The organism is Paraburkholderia adhaesiva (genome assembly GCF_021390575.1).
Taxonomy (GTDB): Bacteria; Pseudomonadota; Gammaproteobacteria; order Burkholderiales; family Burkholderiaceae; genus Paraburkholderia; species Paraburkholderia adhaesiva.
This window is the reverse complement of the sequence record NZ_JAJEJQ010000001.1, coordinates 2930076-2953658: the sequence shown is the minus strand read 5'-3', so window position 1 is coordinate 2953658 and position 23583 is coordinate 2930076. Positions and strand designations below refer to the sequence as shown.

21 protein-coding genes and 1 pseudogene are annotated in these 23583 nt (G+C 64.5%); 8 read left to right on the top strand and 14 right to left on the bottom strand.

Annotated features, from left to right (window positions below):
* Nucleotides 1–185: 185 nt before the first annotated feature.
* Together hemA and L0U80_RS13350 are read right to left on the bottom strand one after the other, a co-directional pair.
* Nucleotides 186–1472, bottom strand: a pseudogene (gene hemA, locus L0U80_RS13355) (glutamyl-tRNA reductase); the annotation flags it as partial.
* Nucleotides 1473–1499: 27 nt separating this feature from the next.
* On the bottom strand, nt 1500–2246 hold the full coding sequence (locus tag L0U80_RS13350; protein ID WP_233864794.1) for a response regulator transcription factor: 747 nt from the start codon (nt 2244–2246) through the stop codon (nt 1500–1502).
* 190 nt (nt 2247–2436) lie between these two features.
* On the opposite strand from L0U80_RS13350, the gene L0U80_RS13345 reads away from it, so the two are divergent.
* The 3 genes from L0U80_RS13345 (at nt 2437) to L0U80_RS13335 (ending at nt 5205) form a co-directional block, all read left to right on the top strand.
* Nucleotides 2437–2691, top strand: coding sequence for a hypothetical protein (locus L0U80_RS13345; protein ID WP_233864792.1), 255 nt, complete (start codon nt 2437–2439; stop codon nt 2689–2691).
* Between the two features lie 67 nt (nt 2692–2758).
* Nucleotides 2759–4573, top strand: a complete 1815-nt coding sequence (locus tag L0U80_RS13340; RefSeq protein WP_233864790.1) for an aminopeptidase P family protein — start codon at nt 2759–2761, stop codon at nt 4571–4573.
* Between the two features lie 8 nt (nt 4574–4581).
* Entirely contained in the window at nt 4582–5205 is a 624-nt protein-coding gene (locus L0U80_RS13335) for an HAD family hydrolase (RefSeq protein ID WP_233864787.1), read from the top strand.
* 40 nt (nt 5206–5245) lie between these two features.
* Here L0U80_RS13335 and L0U80_RS13330 read toward each other — a convergent pair whose 3' ends face one another.
* From L0U80_RS13330 to L0U80_RS13315, 4 genes are all read right to left on the bottom strand, one after another.
* The gene (locus L0U80_RS13330; RefSeq protein ID WP_233864786.1) at nt 5246–6406 is read right to left on the bottom strand and encodes a DUF748 domain-containing protein; all 1161 of its coding nucleotides are present in this window, start codon (nt 6404–6406) and stop codon (nt 5246–5248) included.
* A gap of 126 nt (nt 6407–6532) precedes the next feature.
* The gene (ettA, locus tag L0U80_RS13325; RefSeq protein ID WP_233864785.1) at nt 6533–8197 is read right to left on the bottom strand and encodes an energy-dependent translational throttle protein EttA; all 1665 of its coding nucleotides are present in this window, start codon (nt 8195–8197) and stop codon (nt 6533–6535) included.
* 237 nt (nt 8198–8434) lie between these two features.
* Nucleotides 8435–9529, bottom strand: coding sequence for a redox-regulated ATPase YchF (ychF, locus tag L0U80_RS13320; protein WP_233864784.1), 1095 nt, complete (start codon nt 9527–9529; stop codon nt 8435–8437).
* Between the two features lie 377 nt (nt 9530–9906).
* On the bottom strand, nt 9907–10458 hold the full coding sequence (locus L0U80_RS13315; RefSeq protein ID WP_233864783.1) for a hypothetical protein: 552 nt from the start codon (nt 10456–10458) through the stop codon (nt 9907–9909).
* Nucleotides 10459–10654: 196 nt separating this feature from the next.
* On the opposite strand from L0U80_RS13315, the gene L0U80_RS13310 reads away from it, so the two are divergent.
* From L0U80_RS13310 to L0U80_RS13295, 4 genes are all read left to right on the top strand, one after another.
* On the top strand, nt 10655–11827 hold the full coding sequence (locus tag L0U80_RS13310; protein ID WP_233864782.1) for a UbiH/UbiF family hydroxylase: 1173 nt from the start codon (nt 10655–10657) through the stop codon (nt 11825–11827).
* Between the two features lie 235 nt (nt 11828–12062).
* A complete protein-coding gene (locus tag L0U80_RS13305; protein WP_233864781.1) occupies nt 12063–12791 on the top strand; it encodes a DsbC family protein in 729 nt (242 codons plus the stop codon).
* Between the two features lie 231 nt (nt 12792–13022).
* Nucleotides 13023–14813 (top strand): M61 family metallopeptidase, encoded by a 1791-nt coding sequence (locus L0U80_RS13300; RefSeq protein ID WP_233864779.1) that lies wholly within the window; start codon nt 13023–13025, stop codon nt 14811–14813.
* Between the two features lie 195 nt (nt 14814–15008).
* Nucleotides 15009–15605 (top strand): FMN-dependent NADH-azoreductase, encoded by a 597-nt coding sequence (locus tag L0U80_RS13295; RefSeq protein WP_233864777.1) that lies wholly within the window; start codon nt 15009–15011, stop codon nt 15603–15605.
* Between the two features lie 137 nt (nt 15606–15742).
* Here the strand turns inward: L0U80_RS13295 and L0U80_RS13290 are convergent, their stop codons facing one another.
* From L0U80_RS13290 to rpe, 8 genes are all read right to left on the bottom strand, one after another.
* The gene (locus L0U80_RS13290) at nt 15743–16492 is read right to left on the bottom strand and encodes a uracil-DNA glycosylase (protein WP_373322200.1); all 750 of its coding nucleotides are present in this window, start codon (nt 16490–16492) and stop codon (nt 15743–15745) included.
* 391 nt (nt 16493–16883) lie between these two features.
* Nucleotides 16884–17510 carry a CYTH domain-containing protein gene (locus L0U80_RS13285; protein ID WP_233864775.1) on the bottom strand — a complete coding sequence of 209 codons (627 nt, stop codon included), beginning with the start codon at nt 17508–17510 and terminating at the stop codon, nt 16884–16886.
* A 15-nt stretch (nt 17511–17525) separates the two neighbouring features.
* Nucleotides 17526–18311 (bottom strand): indole-3-glycerol phosphate synthase TrpC, encoded by a 786-nt coding sequence (gene trpC / locus L0U80_RS13280; RefSeq protein WP_233864774.1) that lies wholly within the window; start codon nt 18309–18311, stop codon nt 17526–17528.
* Between the two features lie 25 nt (nt 18312–18336).
* Nucleotides 18337–19368: an anthranilate phosphoribosyltransferase gene (gene trpD, locus L0U80_RS13275; RefSeq protein ID WP_233865938.1), complete on the bottom strand. Its 1032-nt coding sequence runs from the start codon at nt 19366–19368 to the stop codon at nt 18337–18339.
* Between the two features lie 13 nt (nt 19369–19381).
* Nucleotides 19382–19975 (bottom strand): aminodeoxychorismate/anthranilate synthase component II, encoded by a 594-nt coding sequence (locus tag L0U80_RS13270; protein ID WP_233864773.1) that lies wholly within the window; start codon nt 19973–19975, stop codon nt 19382–19384.
* Between the two features lie 14 nt (nt 19976–19989).
* Nucleotides 19990–21483 (bottom strand): anthranilate synthase component I, encoded by a 1494-nt coding sequence (trpE, locus tag L0U80_RS13265; protein WP_233864772.1) that lies wholly within the window; start codon nt 21481–21483, stop codon nt 19990–19992.
* A gap of 464 nt (nt 21484–21947) precedes the next feature.
* The gene (locus L0U80_RS13260; RefSeq protein WP_233864771.1) at nt 21948–22655 is read right to left on the bottom strand and encodes a phosphoglycolate phosphatase; all 708 of its coding nucleotides are present in this window, start codon (nt 22653–22655) and stop codon (nt 21948–21950) included.
* Entirely contained in the window at nt 22652–23341 is a 690-nt protein-coding gene (rpe, locus tag L0U80_RS13255) for a ribulose-phosphate 3-epimerase (RefSeq protein ID WP_233864769.1), read from the bottom strand. Before rpe ends, L0U80_RS13260 begins: the two co-directional genes overlap by 4 nt.
* On the opposite strand from rpe, the gene L0U80_RS13250 reads away from it, so the two are divergent.
* On the top strand, nt 23340–23531 hold the full coding sequence (locus L0U80_RS13250; RefSeq protein WP_233864767.1) for a hypothetical protein: 192 nt from the start codon (nt 23340–23342) through the stop codon (nt 23529–23531). The two genes, rpe and L0U80_RS13250, sit on opposite strands and share 2 nt — an antisense overlap.
* Nucleotides 23532–23583: the final 52 nt, after the last annotated feature.

The following is a 23583-nucleotide window of genomic DNA, read 5'->3' as shown; positions in this document are numbered from 1 at the left end:
GACTGCGAGAGAGAAGGAGGGCGGGCGGTGTGCCCAGTCGTTGGGCGCGTAAGCGTAAAAAAGGACGCGCCGATCAGCGGTCCGTGCCGCTAACGGTCCGAGGAACCGGACGATTCGGAAGGAGTATCCGCCGCGGACGAGGCGGCAGGCGCGGCCTGCTCATCGCGGGCGTCACGCGTATCACGCGACTCGCGGCTCGACTGGCCGTGCCGGTAGAAACCGCTCATGACTTCGATGAGCGAGTCGCGGTTCTCGCTGCTTGCGCTGTTGAGCGCGTGCGTCGGACCGTGGATCAGCTTGTTCGTGAGCGATTGCGAGAGCGCTTCGAGCACCAGCGCCGGATCGTCGCCACGCAAGAGCATCTTGCGTGCGCGCTCGAGTTCGGCGCGGCGCAGCGCATCGGCCTGGGTGTGCATGTGGCGGATCACCGGCACGATGCTGCGTGCGTCGAGCCACTGCATGAAATTCGCGACGCGCGTCTCGATGATCGTCTCGGCCTGCGCGACGGCGGCCTGGCGCGAGGCATTGCCTTCACGCACGATCGTGCCGAGGTCGTCGACGGTATAGAGGAACACGTCTTCGAGCTGGCCGACTTCGGGTTCGATGTCGCGCGGCACCGCGAGGTCGACCATGAAGATCGGGCGGTGACGGCGCGCCTTGACGGCGCGCTCGACGGCGCCAAGTCCGATGATCGGCAGCGTGGACGCAGTGCACGACACGATGATGTCGAATTCATGCATGCGCCCAGGCAGGTCGGACAGTGGCATCGCATGGCCGCCGAAGCGCTCGGCGACCTCGCGGCCGCGCTCGGCGGTGCGGTTCGCGACGACAAGCTCGCGCGGCACGTGCGCAGCGAAGTGCGCGGCGCACAGTTCGATCATCTCGCCCGCGCCGATGAACAGCACGCGCTGGGTGGAAATGTTCTCGAAGATGCGCTGCGCGAGCCGCACGGCGGCAGCGGCCATCGAAACGGATTGAGCCCCGATTTCAGTAGTGCTGCGAACTTCCTTCGCAACGGCAAAGGTGCGCTGGAACAGCTGGTTCAGATAGGTGCCGAGCGCACCGGCCTCGGTGGCGGTGCGCACAGCGGTTTTCATCTGGCCGACGATCTGCGTTTCGCCGAGCACCATCGAGTCGAGCCCCGACGCCACCCGGAACGCGTGGCGCACCGCTTCGGACTGCGGCAGCGCGTAGACGTGCGGCGCGAGCTCCTCTTCACGGATACCGTGGTACTGCGAGAGCCAGTGGACAGCGGCGTCGCGCGAGGCGAGATCGTCGGTGGCGCAGTAGAGTTCGGTGCGGTTGCAGGTGGACAGGATGGCGGCTTCCGGTGCGCTGAGTGCACGACGGCCCGACCACGCCTCCTTGAACAGGGCGAGCGCAGGCTTGATCTGTTCGAGCGGAAACGCCACGCGCTCGCGCAAGGCGACAGGCGCGGTGTGGTGATTGATTCCGATCGTTAGAAGCTGCATACCGTGGAGGCGAAATTTAGACAAATATTATAACTTTTCTTCGCTTCCTATATGTCCGTCAGCGGTGGCCGGGGGTTCCGTGCCAGGCGTTGAGAGTCTCTCGAGCTGGTAGCCGACGCCGTACAACGTGGTCAGGCGCCAGCCGTGTTCGGGCCACAACTGGAGTTTGTTACGCAGCCGGGAGGCGTGCGTGTCGAGCGTCCGCGACTGAACGTCGCGCCTCAGCTGCCAGACCGTTTCGAGAATGCGCGCCCGGGAAACGGGGCGCGATGCGTTTGTGAACAGCAGCAGTGCGAAGCGGAATTCCTTGGGCGTGAGCGTGACGGTCTGGCCCCTGAAGGAAACGCCATGGCGTGCTGAATCGAACAGGTACTCCCCGAAGCCGTGGTGCGCCCGGTTACGCGGCCGGCGCACGCCTGCGCGACGCAACAGGGCGTCGATGCGTGCGAGCATCTCGGGGCCGCTTACCGGCTTCGTCATGCAGTCGTCGGCGCCCCCGTGAAGCGCTGCCACGATTTCGCTTACGTGCGGCGACACCAGTAGCACGATCACCGGAAGACCCGGCAGCAAACGGCGCGCGCGCGGGATCAGTTCGTCCGCGCTGATGTCGCCGCACCACCAGGCGGTGATCATGAGATCGAACGCATCATCCCCGAGCGTTTCGAGCAGCGATGCGCCGTCGCGAAACGGCTGGCACGCGTGCGCCCCTGAAATCAGCAGGTGCTGGAGGACTTCAGCCTGGCGCGCGTCCGGTTCGACAAGTGCAATTCGCATAGCGGATTTCAGCCGCGGCGGGCCGGATGCGCTTGCCTTGCGACACCCTGCCCCCTACACTCAAGCGCTACGCGGGAAGTGCCGAGTCGACCGTTTATCAGTGAGAATCAGTTATTGAGACGAAAATGCTAGTCCGAGCGGTGTGGCAGTTCTATCGGATGAGTCTGAAATGCCATAGGACGAGTCTCTGATGGGCTGGTTTGGCATTGTCGTGCTCGGTATCGTGGTCGGCGTCGCGGGACGGTGGCTCCACCCGATGCGCACACGCGCGCGTGGCGGCCTCGTGCTGGCGGCCCTCGCGGGCGTGTCTGGCGCCGTGCTCGCGCGCCTCGTTGGGCGCGTCACAGGGCTCTTCCACGACGGCGAACTGCTCGAATGGCCTGTGTGCACGGCGCTCGCGCTTGCCTTTGTCGCCACGGCCATCACGCTGCGCGCACGCCGCTGAACGCCTCGACCTCCCGCTCGCGGTATCCGGCCGCTGTCCCGCACGAACATTTCTCGCAGGTGTATTCATGAACGCACGACTTCCCGAAACCTCCTCGATCCCCGAACGGATCGCCGCACTGCGCGCCGCCATGACGCGCGCGAGCGTGGATGCCGTTCTCGTTCCGTCCGCCGATCCGCATCTCTCCGAGTATCTGCCGCCGCGCTGGCAGGGGCGTCAGTGGCTGTCCGGTTTCACGGGTTCTGTGGGCACACTGGTCGTGACGAAGGATTTTGCGGGCGTCTGGGTCGACAGCCGCTACTGGGTGCAGGCCGAGCATCAGCTGACGGGCACCGGCATCGCGTTGATGAAAATGACCGGCGGTCAGCAGACTTCACCTCACATCGACTGGCTCGCGCAGAACGTGCCCGCCGGCGGCACGCTGACGGTGGACGGCGCGGTGCTCGGCGTCGCCTCGGCGCGTGCGCTTTCCGAGGCATTGGCCGCGCGCGGCGTGAAGCTGCGGACCGACCTCGACCTGCTCGAAGTGGTCTGGCCCGCGCGTCCGGACCTGCCGCTCGAACCGGTCTATGAGCACACGGCGCCGCATGCCGACGCGGGCCGAGCCGCCAAGCTCGACCAGGTGCGCCGCGCGATGCAGGAGAAGGGCGCGCAGTGGCACTTCATCTCGACGCTCGACGACCTCGCGTGGCTCTTCAACCTGCGCGGTGCCGACGTGAGCTACAACCCGGTGTTCGTTGCGCACGCGCTGGTCGGCCCGGATCAGGCGACGGTGTTCGTCGCCGACGGCAAGGTGCCCGAGGCGCTCGCGCAATCGCTCGCACGCGATAACGTGTCCATCGCGCCCTACGCGCAGGCTGCGAAGGCGCTCGCCGCGTTGCCCGCAGGCGCCACGCTCCTCGTCGATCCACGGCGCGTGACGTTCGGTTTGCTGCAAGCGGTGCCATCGGCGGTGAAGCTCGTCGAGTCGGTCAATCCGAGTACCTTCTTCAAATCGCGCAAGAGCGCCGCGGAAGCGGCGAATGTCCGCGCGACGATGGAGCAGGACGGCGCGGCGCTCGCCGAATTCTTCGCGTGGTTCGAAGCTGCGCTCGGCCGCGAGACCATTACCGAACTCACGATCGACGAAAAGCTGACCGCCGCGCGTGCACGTCGGCCGGGCTACGTTTCGCCGTCGTTCGCGACGATCGCGGGCTTCAACGCGAACGGCGCGATGCCGCACTATCGCGCTACGCCTGAATCGCACAGCGTGATCGAAGGCAACGGCCTCTTGCTGATCGACTCGGGCGGGCAGTATCTCGACGGCACGACCGACATCACGCGCGTCGTTCCGATCGGCACGCCGAGCGACGAGCAAAAGCGCGACTTCACGATCGTCCTCAAGGGCACGATGGCGCTCTCGCGTGCGCACTTTCCGCGCGGCATCCGCTCGCCGATGCTCGACGCCATCGCACGTGCGCCGATCTGGGAAGCGGGCGCCGACTACGGCCACGGCACCGGACACGGCGTCGGCTATTTCCTGAACGTTCACGAGGGCCCGCAGGTGATCTCTCACTACGCGAGCCCCGAGCCGTGGACCGCGATGGAGGAGGGCATGATTACCTCGATCGAACCGGGCATCTACCGTCCGGGCAAATGGGGCGTGCGTATCGAGAATCTCGTGCTGAACCAGAGCGCGCAGAAGACCGAACTCGGCGACTTCCTCTCGTTCGAGACCCTCACGCTGTGCCCGATCGACACGCGCTGCATCGACCTCGCGCTGCTGCGCGACGACGAGCGCGCGTGGCTCAACGACTACCACCGGACCGTCCGGCAGCGTGTATCGCCGCACGTTTCGGGTGCTGCGCTTGCGTGGCTCGAAGCACGCACGCAGCCCATCTGAGGCACACGATGGCGATCAAGGCGGTGGTGTTCGATTTCGGCGGTGTGCTGGTGGACTGGAGCCCCGAGTACCTGTATCGCAAGCTGATTCCGGACGACGACGCGCGCCGCTGGTTCTACACCCACGTCTGCACGATGGACTGGGTGCTGCGCCAGGACGGCGGCCAGCCGATCGCCGAGGGCACGGCGGAACTCGTCGCGAAGTTTCCGGAGCACGAGGGGCTGATCCGCGCGTTCTACGAACGATGGCCCGAGATGGTCCGCGGGTTGCTCGAAGGCGGTATTGCGACGTTCGACCGGCTGGAGGCGGCCGGCGTGCCGCTCTTCGGTCTCACGAACTGGTCGGCGGAGACGTTTCCGTGGGCGTGGGAGCGTTTTGACGTGCTGCGGCGCTGCCGCGATATCGTGGTGTCGGGGCGTGTGAAGCTCGTGAAGCCCGATCCGGCGATCTTCCAGGAAATGTTCCGCCGCATCGACGTGCAACTGCCGGGCGTTGCGCCCGAAGAACTCGTTTTCATCGACGACAATCGCCACAACGCCGAGGCTGCCACGGCGCTTGGCTGGCACGGCGTGCATCACACGAGCAACGCCACCACTGATGCTCGCCTGCGCGAACTGGGCCTGCCTGTTTGATACGGGTCGTTCGGGCGTTTACGGCGTTACAGCCTGGCGCTCATTGCGACGGCTGACCGCCGCCGAGCAGCCTGCGAAGGGCCTCGCCGATGCCCTTCGCGGTCTCGCCCGCGCCCTTTACCACGTCTTCCGCGCTCACGCCGAGCGCCTTAGCAAAACCCGCACGCACTTCGGTCATGAGGCTTTCGTCGAGCTTGAACTTCGGATCGTGCAAATCTCCGTCCAGTACGAAATGCAGCGTAATGTCGCCGTTGTGGGCCTTGAGCGCGTCGATGGCGATGTGCGTCGGGATTGCGAGGAACGTGTCGAGCGCCTCGTGTCCCTGCGCTGGACGCGCAAGCTGCAACTGGCGCAGCGTGATCGTGCCCGGCGCATGCACGTGCGAGGCGCTCACCGTGGCGGTGAGGTCCAGATCGAGCGTGCCGCCCGCGATCTGCGTTCTTGAGCCGGGCTTCCTGATGAGGTAAGGCGCAAGCGTCACGACGTCGACGCCGCGTAGTGTCGTGGTGGTCTGCGAGTCCTTGCTCGCGATCTTCACCCAGCCGGCGAACGAAACCTCGCCCGTGTGCTGCGGCCCCTTGATCGCGCCGGTTACCGCGACCTGCGTCCGATCGGCGAGCGCGGGCAGATGGATCGGGCCGACCGTCGCGTTCGCATCGCTCAATATCACACGGTGGGGCGGATCGCTCACAGAACGGTCGTAGAACTCGAACGAGCCGTTTTCGAAGGCGACACGGTCGATGACGTTTTCGCGAGGCGCCTCCGGGCGCGATGACGTATCGGCCGCAGGCGCAGGTGCCGCACTCGCTATTGCGTCGCGCAGATTCGGCAGGATCTGAATCGAGCCGTCAGCACTGCGCAGAACGATCATCGCGAAGTCGTGAACGGTCACGTCGCGGATATAGATGCGATGCTGGAGAAACGCGCGCGGATCGGTGGTGAAGGTGATGCGGTCGGAACGCAACGAATCGGCGGCGGGCCAACCGTGCGGTGCTTTGACGTGGACGTCGCGGAGTTCGACTGAGGTGAGCCAGAACGAAATGTCGATGTGGCTGGCGCTTCCGATGGGCGCGAGCGCCTCGGTCACGCGTTGCTTTATCTCGCCCTGGATTGCATAGAGACCGCCGAGCGCGCCGAGCACGAGCACCGCGGCGACGATTGCCACGATGAGGCCTATGCGGGAGCGGATCGGCATCGCCATGCAGGGTTCCTGATCATTGAGGAACGGCGGCGCGCAGGACGCGCGTCACGGCGGCTCGTCAGTAACCGCCATGCCGCGCGCAAAGCCGGGCGTCCGCCGTCTGCGCGGCGGCGGACGCATTCAGCCTCAGCGGCTGATCGGCTTGTAACGCAGACGCTTCGGACGCGCAGCTTCCTCGCCGAGGCGCTTGATCTTGTCGGCCTCGTATTCCTGGTAGTTGCCGTCGAAGAACGTGACTTGCGAGTCGCCTTCGAACGCGAGGATGTGCGTCGCGATACGGTCGAGGAACCAGCGATCGTGCGAGATCACCATCACCGAGCCCGCGAATTCGAGCAGCGCGTCTTCGAGCGCACGCAGCGTTTCGACGTCGAGGTCGTTCGACGGTTCGTCGAGCAGCAGCACGTTGCCGCCCGAGATCAGCGTTTTCGCGAGGTGCAGACGGCCGCGCTCACCGCCCGACAGGTTGCCGACGATCTTCTGCTGATCGCCGCCCTTGAAGTTGAAGCGGCCGATATAGGCACGTGACGGCGTTTCATACTTGCCGACCGTGAGCACGTCCGCGCCGCCCGAGATTTCCTCGAACACGGTCTTGTCCGCAGCCAGTGCGTCGCGGCTCTGATCGACGTACGCGAGCTTGACGGTCGGGCCTTGCACGATCTCGCCCGAATCCGGCTGCTCCTTGCCCGTAAGCATGCGGAACAGCGTCGATTTGCCGGCGCCGTTCGGCCCGATGATGCCGACGATCGCGCCCGCCGGGATCTTGAAACTCAGGTTATCGATGAGCAGGCGGTCGCCGTACGACTTGCTGACATTCTTGAATTCGATGACTTCGTTACCGAGACGCTCGCCTGCCGGAATGAAGATCTCCTGCGTTTCGTTGCGCTTCTGGTATTCCTGGCTCGACAGTTCCTCGAAGCGCGCGATACGCGCCTTCGACTTCGCCTGGCGACCCTTCGGGTTCTGGCGCACCCACTCCAGTTCCTTCTTGATTGCCTTCTGGCGCGCCGATTCCGACGATTCTTCCTGTTTCAGGCGCTCTTCCTTCTGGTCGAGCCAGCTCGAATAGTTGCCCTTCCAGGGGATGCCGTAGCCGCGGTCGAGTTCGAGAATCCACTCGGCGGCGTTGTCGAGGAAGTAGCGGTCGTGGGTCACGGCGACGACCGTGCCCGGGAAGCGCGTGAGGAACTGCTCGAGCCATTCGACGGATTCGGCGTCGAGGTGGTTGGTCGGCTCGTCGAGCAGCAGCATGTCGGGCTTTTCGAGCAGCAGCTTGCACAGCGCGACGCGGCGCTTCTCGCCGCCCGAGAGGTTGCCGATCTTCGCGTCCCATGCCGGCAGGCGCAGGGCGTCGGCGGCGATTTCGATCTGCTGTTCCGCGCTGCCATCCGTCGTGGCGAGAATCGCCTCGTACTTCGCCTGTTCGGCGGCGAGCGCGTCGAAGTCCGCGTCGGGTTCGGCGTACGCGGCGTAGATCTCGTCGAGCTTCTTCTGCGCATTGAACACGTCGCCCAAGCCCTCTTCGACCGCTTCGCGCACAGTCTTTGCAGGGTCGAGCTGCGGTTCCTGCGGCAGATAACCGATGTTGAGGTTGGGCATCGGCGTGGCTTCGCCTTCGATGTCCTTGTCGACGCCGGCCATGATCTTGATGAGCGTGGATTTGCCCGAGCCGTTCAGGCCGAGCAGGCCGATCTTCGCGCCGGGGAAGAACGACAGCGAGATGTCTTTCAGGATCTGGCGCTTGGGCGGCACAATTTTGCCGACCCGGTTCATGGTGAAGACGTATTGGGCCATGAGGGGTTCTTTGGAAACGGGGAAATGGGGCGGGACGAGGCGCGAGGTGCCGCGCTGCGTCTTGACCGCGAATTGGGGCATTGCGCAAGGCGCTATTGTACGTGGCGCGGATGACGCAGGTGCCGGCTTATGTCTTCCGGCCAGGGCCGCTGAACCGGCTGGGCATGAAAAAGCCCGCAGATGTGCGGGCTTTGCGACATGCACGAACGCCGCACGGGGAGGCGTTGGGCGAAAGCGTCAGACGTTGAACAGGAAGTTCAGCACGTCGCCGTCATGCACCACATACTCCTTGCCTTCGGCGCGCATCTTGCCGGCTTCCTTCGCGCCTTGCTCACCCTTGTACGTGATGTAGTCGTCGAACGCGATCGTCTGCGCGCGGATGAAGCCCCGCTCGAAATCGGTGTGGATCACGCCGGCGGCTTGCGGCGCTGTGTCGCCGATATGGATGGTCCACGCGCGCACTTCCTTCACGCCCGCCGTGAAGTACGTCTGCAGGCCGAGCAGCTTGAAGCCTGCGCGGATCACGCGGTCGAGGCCCGGTTCGTTCATGCCCATGTCGGCGAGGAACTCGGCCTTGTCCGCATCTTCGAGATCTGCGATTTCGGCTTCGATTGCCGCACACACGGCGACGACCGGCGCCTTCTCGGCTTCGGCGTACTTGCGCACGGCGTCGAGGTGCGGGTTGTTTTCGAAGCCGTCTTCCTTCACGTTGGCCACATACATCGTCGGCTTTGCGGTGATGAGGCAGAACGGCTTAAGAAGCGCCTGCTCGTCGTCGCTCAGGCCGAGCCCACGGACCGGCTTTGCCTGGTCCAGTTGCGCGCGCACCTTCTCGAGCACGGCGACGAGCTTCGCCGCTTCCTTGTCGTTGCCCGACTTCGCGGCCTTCGAGTAGCGCGTGAGCGACTTCTCGACGGTGCCGAGGTCGGCGAGCGCGAGTTCGGTGTTGATGACTTCGATGTCGCTGAGCGGGTCGATCTTGCCCGCGACGTGGATCACGTTCTCGTCCTCGAAGCAGCGCACGACGTGCGTAATGGCATCCGTTTCGCGGATGTTGGCGAGGAACTGGTTGCCGAGCCCTTCACCCTTGCTCGCGCCCGCGACGAGGCCTGCGATGTCCACGAATTCGACCACGGCCGGCAGGACGCGCTCGGGCTTGACGATTTCGGCGAGCTGGCTCAGACGCGGATCCGGCACTTCGACCACGCCGACATTCGGCTCGATCGTGCAGAACGGGTAGTTCTCGGCGGCGATGCCCGCCTTCGTGAGGGCGTTGAACAGGGTGGACTTGCCGACGTTAGGCAAGCCGACGATGCCGCATTGGAGGCTCATGAATAAATCCTTTGGAATCAGTGCACTACCCGCCAGAATGTCGGCGTGGTCGAAGTGCCGGACCCGCGCCATTCAGGCGTGAGCCGCAACTGTTGGGGTGGCGGGAAACCGGTGCGAATCGGGCCATTGGCTTGACCGCTTTGCCCACAGTTTGTCCGCGAAAGACAGGATTTTACCCGGTTCGGGGTGGAGGGCGGTGACCAGTCCTTCGGGAATATCCCGCCGGACGGGTTCTGCCATTGAGGGGCGTTGAGACTGCGTTGAAACTGAATGGCGGCAAGCCGCACTTGCCGCCGAAGTCCGGCGCGTGAGCCAGGGGGAACCTGGCCACGACCGGAATGCCGGGAAGCGAGTAGATCGCCCCCCGAGGATGGGAATTACTTGCCCGCCAGTTCCGCGAATCGGGGATTGTTCACAACCTTGCTGATCAGGTCCTGCACAGCCGGCGAGTAGGCGTCGGCGACGTTTTTGCATGCACCGGCGGCCGTCCAGCTGGTCGAGAACTCATATTTTTCCTCGACGGTGTAGCCAGGCGAATTGTCCGATTCAACGTGCAGCGCAATCTGCCAGTTGGCGGGCGACACCGAACTGAAAGTCAGCTTGTCGATGCGCGCGCGAATGGTCGGGCCGTGCGGGTCATACGTTTGGGCGGTGAACAGTTCTTTCTGGAGCGCTTCCTTGACGAATTGCGACAGCGTCTTGCCCGACCCCACAGTCACGTCGCCGTTCAGGCGGCACATCAGGTGCTCGCTGACATCGGTGCCGAGCGCGACGGGTGCCACGTTGACCTTCTTCGTCTTAAGCCCTTGCTGGATCGCGATTACGTTGTCCGTGGAGGCTTCGTACGGAACGGCCGAATTGGTTGTCTCGCACGCAGAAAGGAGCAGCGCCACCGAGCTTACTGCTACTGCCGAAATCATTTTTTTCATGGGATATCGTCGGTTTCTTATTAACAGGATTTCCGGAAATACTTGCCAGGACGTTGTCGAGGCAAATGGCCTCTGACCCAAGAGGTACTTTTTTTAACGGCCCGCGATGCCCCGGTCTTTAGGTTGGCGGCTTGCCGTAGCTCAATCCCCGCCCGCCTGACCCTTTTGCGTTATGCCCCGCGGCTATAATGCGCGCATGACAGCAACCAACCAGACCTTCGACGTCGCCGTTGTCGGCGGCGGGCTCGTCGGCAAGTCGGCGGCGCTTGCGCTGACCCAGGGCGGCCTGCGCGTCGCGCTGCTCGCTCAGCCGTGTGCGCCACTTCCGCCCGGCGCCGTTTTCGACGCGCGCGTGTACGCGTTCTCGCGCAGTTCACAGTCGCTGTTCGAGCGGCTGCGGGTCTGGCAGGCCATCGACCCCGCGCGGCTCACGCCCGTCTATGACATGCGCGTGTTTGGCGACGCGGCCGCCGAGCTGCACTTCTCGGCGTACCAGGCGTCCGTGGCACAACTCGCCTGGATCGCGGAATCGTCCGTCGTGGAGCGCGCACTCGACGCCGCGCTGCGCTTCCAGCCCAATCTCACGTGGATCGATTCGCGCGCGCAGACATTCGATGTAGAGCCGCACGCCGCCGTGATCGGCCTCGCCAACGGCCGCACCATCGAAGCCGATCTCGCAGTGGGCGCCGATGGAGCGCATTCGTGGGTGCGCGCGCAGATCGGCTCGAGCGTCGAGCGACGCGAGTATCGCCAGACGGGTGTCGTCGCGAATTTCCGTGCGGCGAAACCGCACGGCGAGACCGCTTTTCAATGGTTCCGTGAGGGCGAGATCATCGCGCTCCTTCCGCTGCCGGATCAGCATGTGTCCCTCGTGTGGTCCGCGGAAACCGCGCACGCCGAGGCGCTGGTCAAGCTCGATCCGGAGCAGCTCGCCGCCGAAGTCGAGCGCGTGACGCAGCAGCAGGTCGGCGCGCTCGAATGCGTGACGCCCGCGCGCGGCTTCCCGCTCGCCCTGCAAACCGTCGACCGGCTGATCGCGCCGCGCGTTGCGCTCGTCGGCGACGCGGCGCACCTGGTTCACCCGCTCGCGGGCCAGGGCGTGAATCTCGGCCTGCGCGACGTTGCGACGCTCGTGGACGTCATCGCGCGGAAAGAATCGTTTCGCGACCTCGGCGACACCGTGCTCCTGCGCCGCTACGAGCGGGGCCGCCGTGAGGACATCAGCAAACTCGTCGCAGCCACCGATGGACTCCAACGCCTGTTCTCGTTTCCCGGTACGATTGCGCGTGCAATGCGTAACACGGGCATGGCGTTCGTTGGCGCGCAGCCGCTTATCAAGCGCTGGCTCGTCGCTTCGGCGCTCGGCTAGACGTGGCCGGCGCAGCGCGGCACGGTTGGGCGCCCGCGCACTTCCCGCCTGACGCTGCGGCGGGAATAGTGGTTGCCCCGCTGCCCGGCTGGCTTCAGAATGCCTGAAGCCGCCAGGGGCAGCGGCACGATGCAGACGCAACGGCCATCCGGCCCCACACCGCGCTCTGCCGCCCCACACACTCAAACAGGACCCCGTCGCGCAACCCGCGCGCGACCGAATCAGGAAGCAAGTCATGAATAAGCGAATCCGGATCGCCACGCTGGTTTTGGCTGCGGCGGCCAGCGTGCTCGGCTGCCAGGCGCAGGCCGACCAGACCACCGACAAGCTGAAGGCCACGCTGCAAGCGCGCCTCGGCTCGGACGCCAATATCAAGGGCATCACGAAATCGCCGGTCGAGGGCCTCTACGAGGTGAATCTCGGCCAGCAGATCATCTATAGCGATGCGAACGGCGATTACGTTCTGCTCGGCGATCTCGTCGATACGAAGACGCGCCACAATCTCACCGAAGCGCGCCTTTCGGATCTCAATCGCGTCGACTTCGCGAGCCTGCCGTTCGCGAATGCTGTGAAGGTGGTCAAGGGCAACGGCAGCCGCAAGATCGCGGTGTTCTCGGACCCGAACTGCCCGTACTGCCATCAGCTCGAAAGTACGCTCAAGTCGATCGATAACGTCACGGTTTACACGTTCCTCTACCCGGTCCTCTCGCCTGATTCGACGGCGAAGGCGAAGCAGATCTGGTGCTCGCCGGATCGCGCGAAGGCGTGGCAGTCGTGGATGCTCGAGCGCCAGGCGCCCTCGGCGGCCGCCAACTGCAATACCGCCGCGCTCGACAGCAACCTGGAGCTCGGTGCGAAGATGAATGTGACCGGCACGCCGACTGTGATCCTCGCCGACGGTCGCCGCCTGCCGGGCGCTGTGGACGCAAGCCGGCTCGAACGTGCGTTGAACGAAGCGCACTGAAGTTCGTCCGATACGCCGGCCGCTTCTGCGGCCGGTGCTTTTTTTGCCCAGTCATTCGATCAACCGCATTTTGTCTGCAGGTTTCTCCACCTGCGCAACGCATGCGGTCATCGCAGTCCCTGATGTGCTCGCCGCTTGTGCTTCTTGTGCTGCTTGAGCCGCGCCTTACGCTGGCGGCACCATCAGCACAAGCGGCGAGCGCACCCTGAACCCGAGTCACCGATCCCGCCGATGAAGCCGATCCGATACACCATCGTTCCGAAGGACCCCGCCGCGCATCTGTTCGAAGTGACGCTCACTGTCGACGATCCCGCGCCGGACGGCCAGCGCTTCATGCTGCCCGTGTGGATTCCGGGCAGCTACATGGTCCGCGAGTTCGCGCGCAACATCGTCGCGCTGCGCGCGTTCAACGACGCCGGTCGCAAGGTGCGCGTGAGCAAGATCGACAAGCATTCGTGGCAGGTCGCGCCCGTGAAGGGCGCGCTGACGCTGCGCTACGACGTGTACGCATGGGACCTCTCGGTGCGCGCCGCGCATCTCGATGACACCGTCGGGTTCTTCAACGGCACGAGCGTGTTTCTTGCGGTGGTCGGGCATGAGGACGCGCGGTGCATCGTCGATATTCAGCGTCCCGATGGCCACGCGTACCGCCACTGGCGCGTTGCGACCGCGATGGCGGAGGCGCGTGGCACCAAGCGCTACGGGTTCGGCGAGTACGTCGCTTCAGACTACGACGAGTTGGTCGACCATCCGGTGACGCTCGGCGAATTCACGCTCGCGAGCTTCAAGGCACACGGCGTGCCGCACGACATCGTGATCGCGGGGCGCGTGACCGGGCTCGATATCGAGCGCCTCGCCACGGACCTGCGGAAGATCTGCGAAGCGCAGATCGCGTTCTTCGAGCCGCGGACGAAACGCGCACCGATGGACCGCTATGTGTTCATGACGCAGGCCGTGAGCGACGGCTACGGCGGACTCGAACACCGCGCCTCGACCGCGCTCATCTGCAACCGTACCGACTTTCCCGTGAAGGGAAAGCCGGAGATGAGCGAAAACTACCGCACGTATCTGGGCCTGTGCAGCCACGAGTATTTCCACACCTGGAACGTGAAGCGCATCAAGCCGGCGGCGTTCGTGCCGTACAACTTCACGCGCGAGGACTACACGTCGCTCCTGTGGCTTTTCGAGGGCTTCACCTCGTACTATGACGACCTGATGCTCGTGCGCAGCGGTCTCATATCCACTGACGATTATTTCGGTCTCCTTGGCAAGACGATCGGCGGTGTGCTGCGCGGGTCCGGGCGCTTGAAGCAGAGCGTCGCGGAAAGCTCGTTCGACGCGTGGGTCAAGTACTACCGTCAGGACGAAAACGCGTCGAACGCGATCGTCAGCTACTACACGAAGGGCTCGCTCGTTGCGCTCGCGTTCGATCTCGCGATCCGTGCGCAGACGAACGGCCGCAAGTCGCTCGACGATGTGATGCGTCTTCTGTGGCAGCGCTATGGCCGCGACTTCTATCGCGGCAAGCCTGTGGGTGTCGGTGAGGACGACGTCGCGGCGTTGATTGCCGAGGCGACCGGTGTGACGCTCGGCAGCCTCTTCACCGATGCAGTAAGCGGCACGCGCGACCTGCCGCTCGCGACGCTCTTCGAACCGTTTGGCGTGACGCTCGACGGTGAGCCGGAGAAGGGCGCGAAGCCGTCGCTCGGCGCGCGCTTGCGCGGCGGCGCGGACGCGACGCTGGCCGTCGTCTATGAGGGCGGCGCGGCGCAGAAGGCGGCCCTGTCGGCGGGTGACGTGCTGATGGCGCTCGACGGCCTGCGTGTGACGGGCGCGAATCTCGATGCCTTGCTCGGACGCTATCAGCCAGGGGCGAAGGTCGAGGTTCATGCGTTCCGCCGCGACGAACTGCGCGTCACGCGGCTCACGCTCGATGCACCGGAAGTCGCTCGCCACAAGCTCGCCATTTCGGACAAGCGAGTCGCGCCGCGTTCATTGCGCGAGCACTGGCTGAAAGGCTGAATCCGAGGGCTTACCGGCGTCCGCCGGTTAAAAATCAGACAAAAGCGGCGTGCGACGCCGCTTTTTTTTTGTGCCTGCGATCGTTCCACTGTTGCAACAATCCGTCATCGGCGGGCTACTTTTTCGCGTCGCGACAAATAACCACAATGCCTTCACTCGCGCAACTTTGCGCAACTGAGACCCGAAGGAGCCACCATGACCACGATCCTGCAAATCAATTCCGCCGCCCGTTCGCAAGGCGCCCAGTCGACGCTGCTCGCTGCCGAATTGACGGCCCGCCTGCAACAATCGAACGCCGGTTCGACCGTCGTCTCGCGCAACCTGCAAGCCGACCCGCTGCCGCACCTCGACGACGCGGTCCTCGGTGCGTTCTTCACGCCGGCCGAGCAGCGCACGCCCGAGCAGCAGGCCATTGCCGCGCGCAGCGACGCGCTGATCGCGGAACTGCAGGCAGCGGACATCATCGTGATCGGTGCGCCGATGTACAACTTCGGCATCTCGTCGCAGCTCAAGACCTACTTCGACTGGATTGCCCGCGCCGGTGTCACCTTCCGCTACACCGCGAATGGTCCGGAAGGTCTCGTGCACGGCAAGAAGTTGTACGTGGTTACGGCGCGCGGCGGCAAGTATCAAGGCACCGCGCACGACAGCCAGACGCCGTACCTGAAGTCGTTCCTCGGCTTCCTCGGCATGACCGACGTGAACTTCATCTACGCCGAAGGCCTGAACATGGGCCCGGACGCCGCGAACGCCGCGCTTGCAGGTGCTCGCGAGGCAATCGCGGCGGTGTAAGTTCCGCCCGCACGCTCGATCCGGTGCGCGGTCCACGCGCCCGCTCCTCGAAAGCAAAAGCGCCACGAAACTGGTTTCGTGGCGCTTTTGTTTGTGCTCTCGGCACTACGCGGCGGTGGTGCCGTATTGCGTCGGACTCAGGCGAGCACTTCACCTTTCTCCGGCAGACGCCAGTCGATCGGCGTGCGGCCGTGCGATTCGAGAAAGACGTTGGCCTGCGTGAAATGCCCGCAGCCGAGAAATCCGCGATGCGCCGACAACGGCGACGGATGCGGCGCCTCCAGCACACAATGCGTCCGGCCTTCGACTAGTACGCGCTTGGCTTGCGCATGCGCGCCCCAAAGCATGAACACGAGATGCTCGTTGCGGGCGGCGAGTTCGCGGATCAGCGTATCGGTGCAGCGCTCCCAGCCGCGCTTTGCGTGGCTCGCGGCGTTCCCTCGTTCGACGGTCAGCACCGTGTTGAGCAGCAAAACACCCTGGCGCGCCCACGCATCGAGACAGCCGTGCTCCGGCGCCTCGATGCCGAGGCTCGCTGCGATCTCCTTGAAGATATTGCGCAGCGACGGCGGCGGCCGGACACCGGGCGGCACCGAAAACGCGAGTCCGTGTGCTTGCGGTGTGCCGCGATCTTCACCGTGGTAGGGATCCTGACCGAGGATCACGACTTTCACGTCGTCGGGTGAGGTGAGGCGCAGCGCGCGGAATACATCGGCCGGGTAGACCGTCTTGCCTGCGGCGCGTTCTTCATCCACGAAACGACAAAGCGGCGCGCAGGCGTCGCTCGCGAGGAACGGCTGCAGCAGATCGCGCCACGCAGTGGGCAGGGCGTCGAACTGATCTTCAAGGCGCTCAGCGGGCGCGGGCGCTGCGGGGATATCGGGCATGGCTTGCGTCGTGGTCGCCCTGGAGGGGACGGGGGGCGGCTCGTCGTCGAAGAGAGAGAACAGCGAGATCTGGCGCGGATCAACCTCGGGTGCCTGCGAGTCGTCGAGCGTGGCTTGCTCCGTTTCGGGAACCGGCTCGTCGAAGAGCGAAATCTGCACAGGCGCCACCGCGCGGGAGCGTTTCGTGGAAGTCATGGGCAGGAAGTGTCGCAGCAAACGCGCGGCGATTCAATGTGGCACCAAATGTGAGGTGGCGTTTGCTTCGGTCGCGATGCAGATTGGCTTGCGAAACCGGGGTAGTTGAGTTCGCGCGATTAGCCGCATTTTCAGTGTGCGCCGTTTTATCGACGAGGCTGCGGTACAGTCTTCCCGCCGAACCGCGGCACCACGTTCAACCTTCGCGCAACCGATATCCGCGTTGCGCCTTGCTGATGTCGTCTGGCGCGAGCCCTGGCAGTTCGGCTGCGAGAAGCGCTGCGAGCGTATGCAACGCCGCATCGTCGCCAGCTTTCAGTTCCAGTTCGATCTCGCAGATCGGCGCGCGGCGCGTCTCGCCATTCACTTCCGCGGTGATCTCGCCCTGATCGATGGCCGCCTCGATTTCCGAACCGTCGACTTCGAGCATCCACAGCGTGCGCGTGAAATCGGTGCGAAAGAGGGCGATCAGATTCGGCGCCGCGTCGGACAGCGCCGTCGCGACGCCCGCTTCGTCGCACTCGTGCAGTAGCCGCGCGGTTTCGAGCGCTTCGCCCGCCACCGGCATTTCCCACTCGTGTCGCGCGTGCAGGCCGTTTTGCGCAACGCCGACCGTCTTGAACGTCTGCAGCCAGCCATCGGGCGTGCGCCGCAGCCGCAGCGCGCTTTTTGCGCGCGCCAGCTTGAGCGACGGCGTGTCGAAGTAGATGTTCTCCAGCCGCACAGCGCGGCCTTGCGCGCCAGCCCGCGCCGCGAGGATCCGCTGCGCCGCGTCCACCTGGTCACGCGGCAGCGCGAGCTTGATTTCCCTCTCGATGGCCATGACTACGCCCTGCGCTCAGAAAAACATGCGGGCGAGTTCGGCGCCCGGGTGCTCCGCGCGCATGAACGCTTCGCCGACCAGGAACGTATGAACGTCCAGCGCGCGCATCTTCTCGACATCGGCGCGCGAAAGAATGCCCGACTCGGTCACGACGATGCGGTCTTCCGGCACATCGTCGAGCATGTCGATCGTCGTCTGCAGCGTCGTTTCGAACGTGCGCAGATTGCGGTTGTTGATGCCGATGAGCGGCGTCTTCAACGTGAGTGCGTGCGTGAGTTCATCGCGGTCGTGCACTTCGACGAGCACGGCGAGGCCGAGCGAATGCGCATACGCTTCGAGGTCACGCATCTGGCCCGGTTCGAGCGCCGCGGCGATCAGCAGGATTGCGTCGGCGCCCATCGCGCGTGCTTCGAGGATCTGGTACGCGTCGACGATGAAGTCCTTGCGCAGCACCGGCAGCGTGCACGCGGCGCGCGCGGCTTCGAGGTACGCGGCGCTGCCCTGGAAGAACTGCACGTCGGTGAGCACGGAGAGGCACGCCGCGCCGTGCTGCGCGTACGAGCGGGCAATAGCGGCGGGGTCGAAGTGCTCGCGCAGCACGCCCTTCGACGGGCTGGCCTTTTTCACTTCGGCGATCACGGCAGCTTCACCGTTCGCATGCTTTGCGCGCAGCGCGCCGACGAAGTCGCGCAGATCGCGCGACGACGCTTCAAGGCGCAGTGCTTCGAGCGGTGCGCTTTGCTCGGCAGCGCGTACTTCTTCACGCTTGACCGCGATAATCTTTTCGAGGATGTCGCTCATGGTATTTCCGTGATTCGTGTCTGTATCAGCGCTTGAACTGTTGCGTGAAGCGTACCAGTTCATCGACTTTGGCGCGTGCGCGGCCGCTCGCGAGGGTCTCGCGTGCGAGTTGGATACCGTCTGCGATCGACGCCGTCACGTTCGCCGAATAGAGCGCCGTGCCCGCGTTCAGCGCGACGATCTCGCGCGCGACGCCCGGCTGGTTCGACAGCGCGCCGAGCAGCATCGTCTTCGATTCCTCGGCGTTTTCGACCTTGAGCGACCGGTTCGACACCATTTGCAGGCCGAAGTCTTCGGGATGGATTTCGTACTCGCGCACGATGCCATCCTTCAGTTCGCCGACGAGCGTTGCCGCGCCGAGCGATACCTCATCCATCCCGTCCTTGCCGTACACAACGAGCACGTGCCTCGCGCCGAGGCGCTCCATGACGCGCACCTGGATGCCGACGAGATCGGGGTGGAACACGCCCATCAGCTGATTCGGTGCGCCAGCCGGATTCGTGAGCGGTCCGAGGATGTTGAAGATCGTGCGCACGCCGAGCTCGCGGCGCACGGCCGCGATGTTCTTCATCGCCGGATGATGGTTCGGCGCGAACATGAAGCCCATGCCCGTTTCGGCGATCGACGCGGCAACCTGGTCGGGTTGCAGGTCGATGTTCACGCCGAGTGCTTCGAGCACGTCCGCGCTGCCCGACTTGCTCGACACACCGCGGTTGCCATGCTTCGCGACCTTGCCGCCCGCCCCGGCGACGACGAACATCGACGCCGTGGAGATGTTGAACGTATGCGAGCCGTCGCCGCCGGTGCCGACGATGTCGATGAAATTCGAGTTGTCCTTCACCTCGACGTGATTCGCGAATTCGCGCATCACCGTCGCAGCGGCGGCGATCTCGCCGATGGTTTCCTTCTTCACGCGCAAGCCCGTGATGATGGCGGCCGAAAGCACGGGCGAAAGCTCGCCGCGCATGATGAGACGCATGAGGTGCAGCATCTCGTCGTGGAAGATCTCGCGGTGCTCGATCGTGCGTTGCAGCGCTTCCTGCGGGGTAATCATGATGTCGGCTCCGTTCTTATGCGCTGCGAGCCGTGGCGGCGCGCCTCGATTGCTTCAGGAAGTTCTCGAGGAGCGCGTGACCGTGCTCGGAGAGAATCGATTCCGGATGGAACTGCACGCCCTCGACAGCGAGTTCGCGATGGCGCACGCCCATGATCTCTCCGTCCTCGGTCCACGCCGATATTTCGAGGCAATCGGGCAGCGATTCGCGCTCGATGGCGAGCGAGTGATAGCGCGTCACGTCGAAGTGCTTCGGCAGATCCGCGAACACGCCTTTGCAGTCGGTTTCGATCTGGCTCACCTTGCCGTGCATGATGGTCTTCGCGCGCACGACACGTCCACCAAACGCCTCACCGATCGCCTGATGGCCGAGGCACACGCCGAGAATCGGAATGTGGCCAGAGAATTCGCGCAGCACGTCGAGCGTGATGCCCGCGTGCTGCGGATTGCTCGGGCCCGGCGAGAGGCAGATGCGCTCGGGGTTCAGCTTTGCGATCTCGTCGATGGTGATTTCGTCGTTGCGGTACGTATGGACGTCTTCGCCGAGTTCACCGAAGTACTGGACGATGTTGTAGGTAAACGAATCGTAGTTGTCGATCATGAGCAACATGGTCTTCTCTCCGCTCAGAAGTCGCTGTCGAGGCCGTCCTGCACCTGCTCGGCGGCGCGCAGCACGGCGCGCGCCTTGTTCTCGGTCTCCAGCCATTCGGACTCGGGCACCGAATCCGCGACGATGCCCGCCGCGGCCTGCACATACAGATTGCCGTTGTGAATGAGGCCCGTGCGGATCGCAATCGCGAGGTCCATCTCGCCGTTGAACGAGAGATAGCCGACTGCACCGCCGTAGAGGCCGCGCTTCACGGGTTCGAGTTCGTCGATGATTTCCATCGCGCGTACCTTCGGCGCGCCCGAGAGCGTGCCGGCCGGGAACGTCGCGCGCAGCACATCGAAGTTGTTCATGCCGGGCTTGAGCTTGCCCTCGACTGAACTGACGATGTGCTGAACGTGTGAGTACTTTTCGATGACCATCTTGTCGGTCACGGTGACCGAGCCGATCTGCGCGATGCGGCCCACATCGTTGCGCGCGAGGTCGATCAGCATGACGTGCTCTGCGATTTCTTTAGGATCGTTGAGCAGTTCGGTCGCGAGTTCGGCGTCGCGCTCGGGCGTGTTGCCACGCGGCCGCGTGCCCGCGAGCGGACGGATCGTCACGATACGGTCCTCGCCGCGCTTTTCCTGGCGCACAAGAATTTCCGGCGATGCGCCCACGACGTGGAAATCGCCGAAGTTGTAGTAGTACATGTACGGCGACGGATTCAGCGAACGCAGTGCGCGATAGAGCGAAAGCGGGTTGTCGCGATACGGCTTAGAGATGCGCTGACCGACCTGCACCTGCATCAGTTCGCCCGCTGCGATGTATTCCTTCGCTTTGCGCACGGCGGCGAGGTAATCGTCCTTCTTGAATTCGCGGAAGGTCTCGGTGCGAACGCTTGCGGACGTGACCGGCGGCTGCACCGTCGTGCGCAGTCGCTGTTTCAGCTCACGCAGGCGCTGCTTCGCCTTCGTGTAGGCCTCGGACGTCTGCGGATCGGCGTAGACGATCAGGTAGAGCTTGCCCGCCAGGTTGTCGATGACGGCGACTTCCTCGGTGAGCAGCAACTGGATGTCGGGCAGGCCGAGGTCGTCGGTGGGAGCCGTATCGGCGAGCTTTTTCTCGATGTAGCGCACCGCGTCGTAGCCGAAGTAGCCCGCGAGGCCGCCGCAGAAGCGCGGTAGACCCGGTCGCTGTGCCACTTTGAAGCGCGCCTGGAACTGCGCGATGAATTCGAGCGGATCGCCCTCGTGCGTTTCCGTCACCTGACCGTCGCGCACGACTTCGGAGAGGCCATTGCGCGCGCGGATCAGCGAGCGCGCGGGCAGGCCGATGAACGAATAGCGCCCGAAGCGCTCGCCGCCCACTACCGATTCGAGCAGGAACGAGTTCGCGCCGCCGCGTTCTGGCTGTGCGAGCTTCAGGTAGAGGGAGAGCGGCGTTTCGAGATCGGCGAGCGCTTCGGCGATCAGCGGGATGCGGTTGTAACCCTCGTTGGCGAGGGACTGGAATTCGAGTTCGGTCATGGTCCGATCCTTCCTGTACGTGCGGCCCGGCGCCGTTCAGAAGGGCGCGGCCGGTGAGCAGTGGCGACTTATTTGGGGTGCCTCGTTGCTATGCGCTCGCTCGTTCCCGGCGCCCAAACGCGAAGGCGCCGATGTGCGGATGTTACTCGACCGTGAGAGCGGACACGACGTTCCAGCCTTGCACTGCCAGCATCGCCGGGTAAGACGAAGCAGCACGCACGGACAAGCAACGCCAGCGGCCTGCGAGCCAACCGGTGAGTTACCGCAACAGTTTAGAAACGAGACACGCGCGAGTGCGCAACGAAGTAAAAAACGGGGCTGAAGATGAAATGCAACTCAGCTTCAGCGAACCTCGAGAGAGGTTAGCGCGACGAGCGACGCCAGGGCCAGGCTCCCCGGTCGATGGTGCTCAGACTCCGTTTTTTATTCAGAAACATGAGGATAGGTGACGTTCAGTTAATAACTTAAGTCAGTAGATTGTGCGCTGCGACTGCCTTGGCGGCGTCGAGCAGCGTGGCAACTATACCATCCGATTGAATTTTTTGTACAGGCTGGCCGTGGTTGTAGCCATAGGGGACGGTGAGCGTCGCCATGCCTGCCGCGCGGCCCGCGATCGCGTCGTTCTCCGAATCGCCGATCGCGACTGCGGCATTCGGCGCCACGCCGAGTTGCGCGCAGGCCGTGAGCATCGGTAGCGGGTCGGGTTTCTTGCGGGGTGTGCTGTCGCCGCCGAGCACCACCTCGAAGTACTGCGCGAGCCCGTACTGATCGAGCAACTCGACCGCGAAGCGGTGCGGCTTGTTCGTCACGCACGCGAGCTTCACGCCCGCGTCGCGAAGTGCCACGAGGCCCGCTTCGACGTCCGGATACAGTCGCGTGTGCTGGCCGTTGATCTTCGCGTACTCGTCCTGGTAGATCGCGAGGGCTTCCTCGAAGCGCGACTGGGCGTCGTCGGCGGGAAAGCGCGGCGCGAGCACGCTGCGGATCAGATGCTCCGAGCCTTTGCCCACGTAGCCCATCACTTCCTCGCGCGTCGTTTCCTCGGCGTCGAACTGGGCGAGCATGCCGTTCAGACCTGCCGCGAAATCGTCGGCGGTGTCGACCATCGTGCCGTCCAGGTCGATCAGCGCCGCGTCGATACGCGGCGAGGTGAACGCGATCGGCGTGCTCATTTAGCGGCGCTTACCGTGGCGAGTTGGGCGCGCATCTGGTCGATCACGGCCTTGTAGTCCGGCTTGCCAAAGATCGCCGAGCCGGCGACGAAAGTGTCCGCACCCGCTGCCGCGATTTCCGCGATGTTGTCGACCTTCACGCCGCCGTCGACCTCCAGAAGAATTTCCCGGCCGGTCCGCGCCGTGTAGGCGTCAAGCTTCGCGCGCGCTTCGCGCAGCTTGTTGAGCGCCTCGGGAATGAACGACTGGCCGCCGAAGCCCGGGTTCACCGACATGAGCAGCACAACGTCGATCTTGTCCATCACGTGATCGAGGTAGTTGAGCGGCGTGGCCGGGTTGAACACGAGGCCGGACTTGCAGCCGTGATCGCGGATCAGCGAGAGCGTGCGGTCGACGTGATCCGAGCCTTCCGGGTGGAAGGTGATCACGTTCGCGCCGGCCTTCGCGAAGTCGGGCACGATGCGGTCGACGGGGCGCACCATCAGGTGGACGTCGATCGGCACGTCGACGTGCGGGCGGATCGCCTCGCACACCAGCGGGCCAATGGTGAGATTCGGCACGTAATGGTTGTCCATCACGTCGAAGTGAATCCAGTCGGCACCCGCCGCGACGACGTTGCGGACTTCCTCGCCAAGGCGCGAGAAATCGGCGGACAGGATGCTGGGAGCGATGCGGAATTGCGACATGGTGAAATCGGAAACGGGCGGAAAAGCGTTATTTTACCGTTACCTGCGTGCGAACCCCGCGCCGCCGTGCGATGCCGGTCCAGCGCATTCCTACGCGGTGGCCGCAGCTGACCTGCCGCCGGGCTGGCGTTGCCTGACGGTCCTCGCTGGCCGGGTTGCGGGTACCCGCCGCATCAAGCAGAATGCGTAACCATATGCTGCGATGCGCGTCGACGCCGGCACGGCCTTGATGCGCGGGGCTC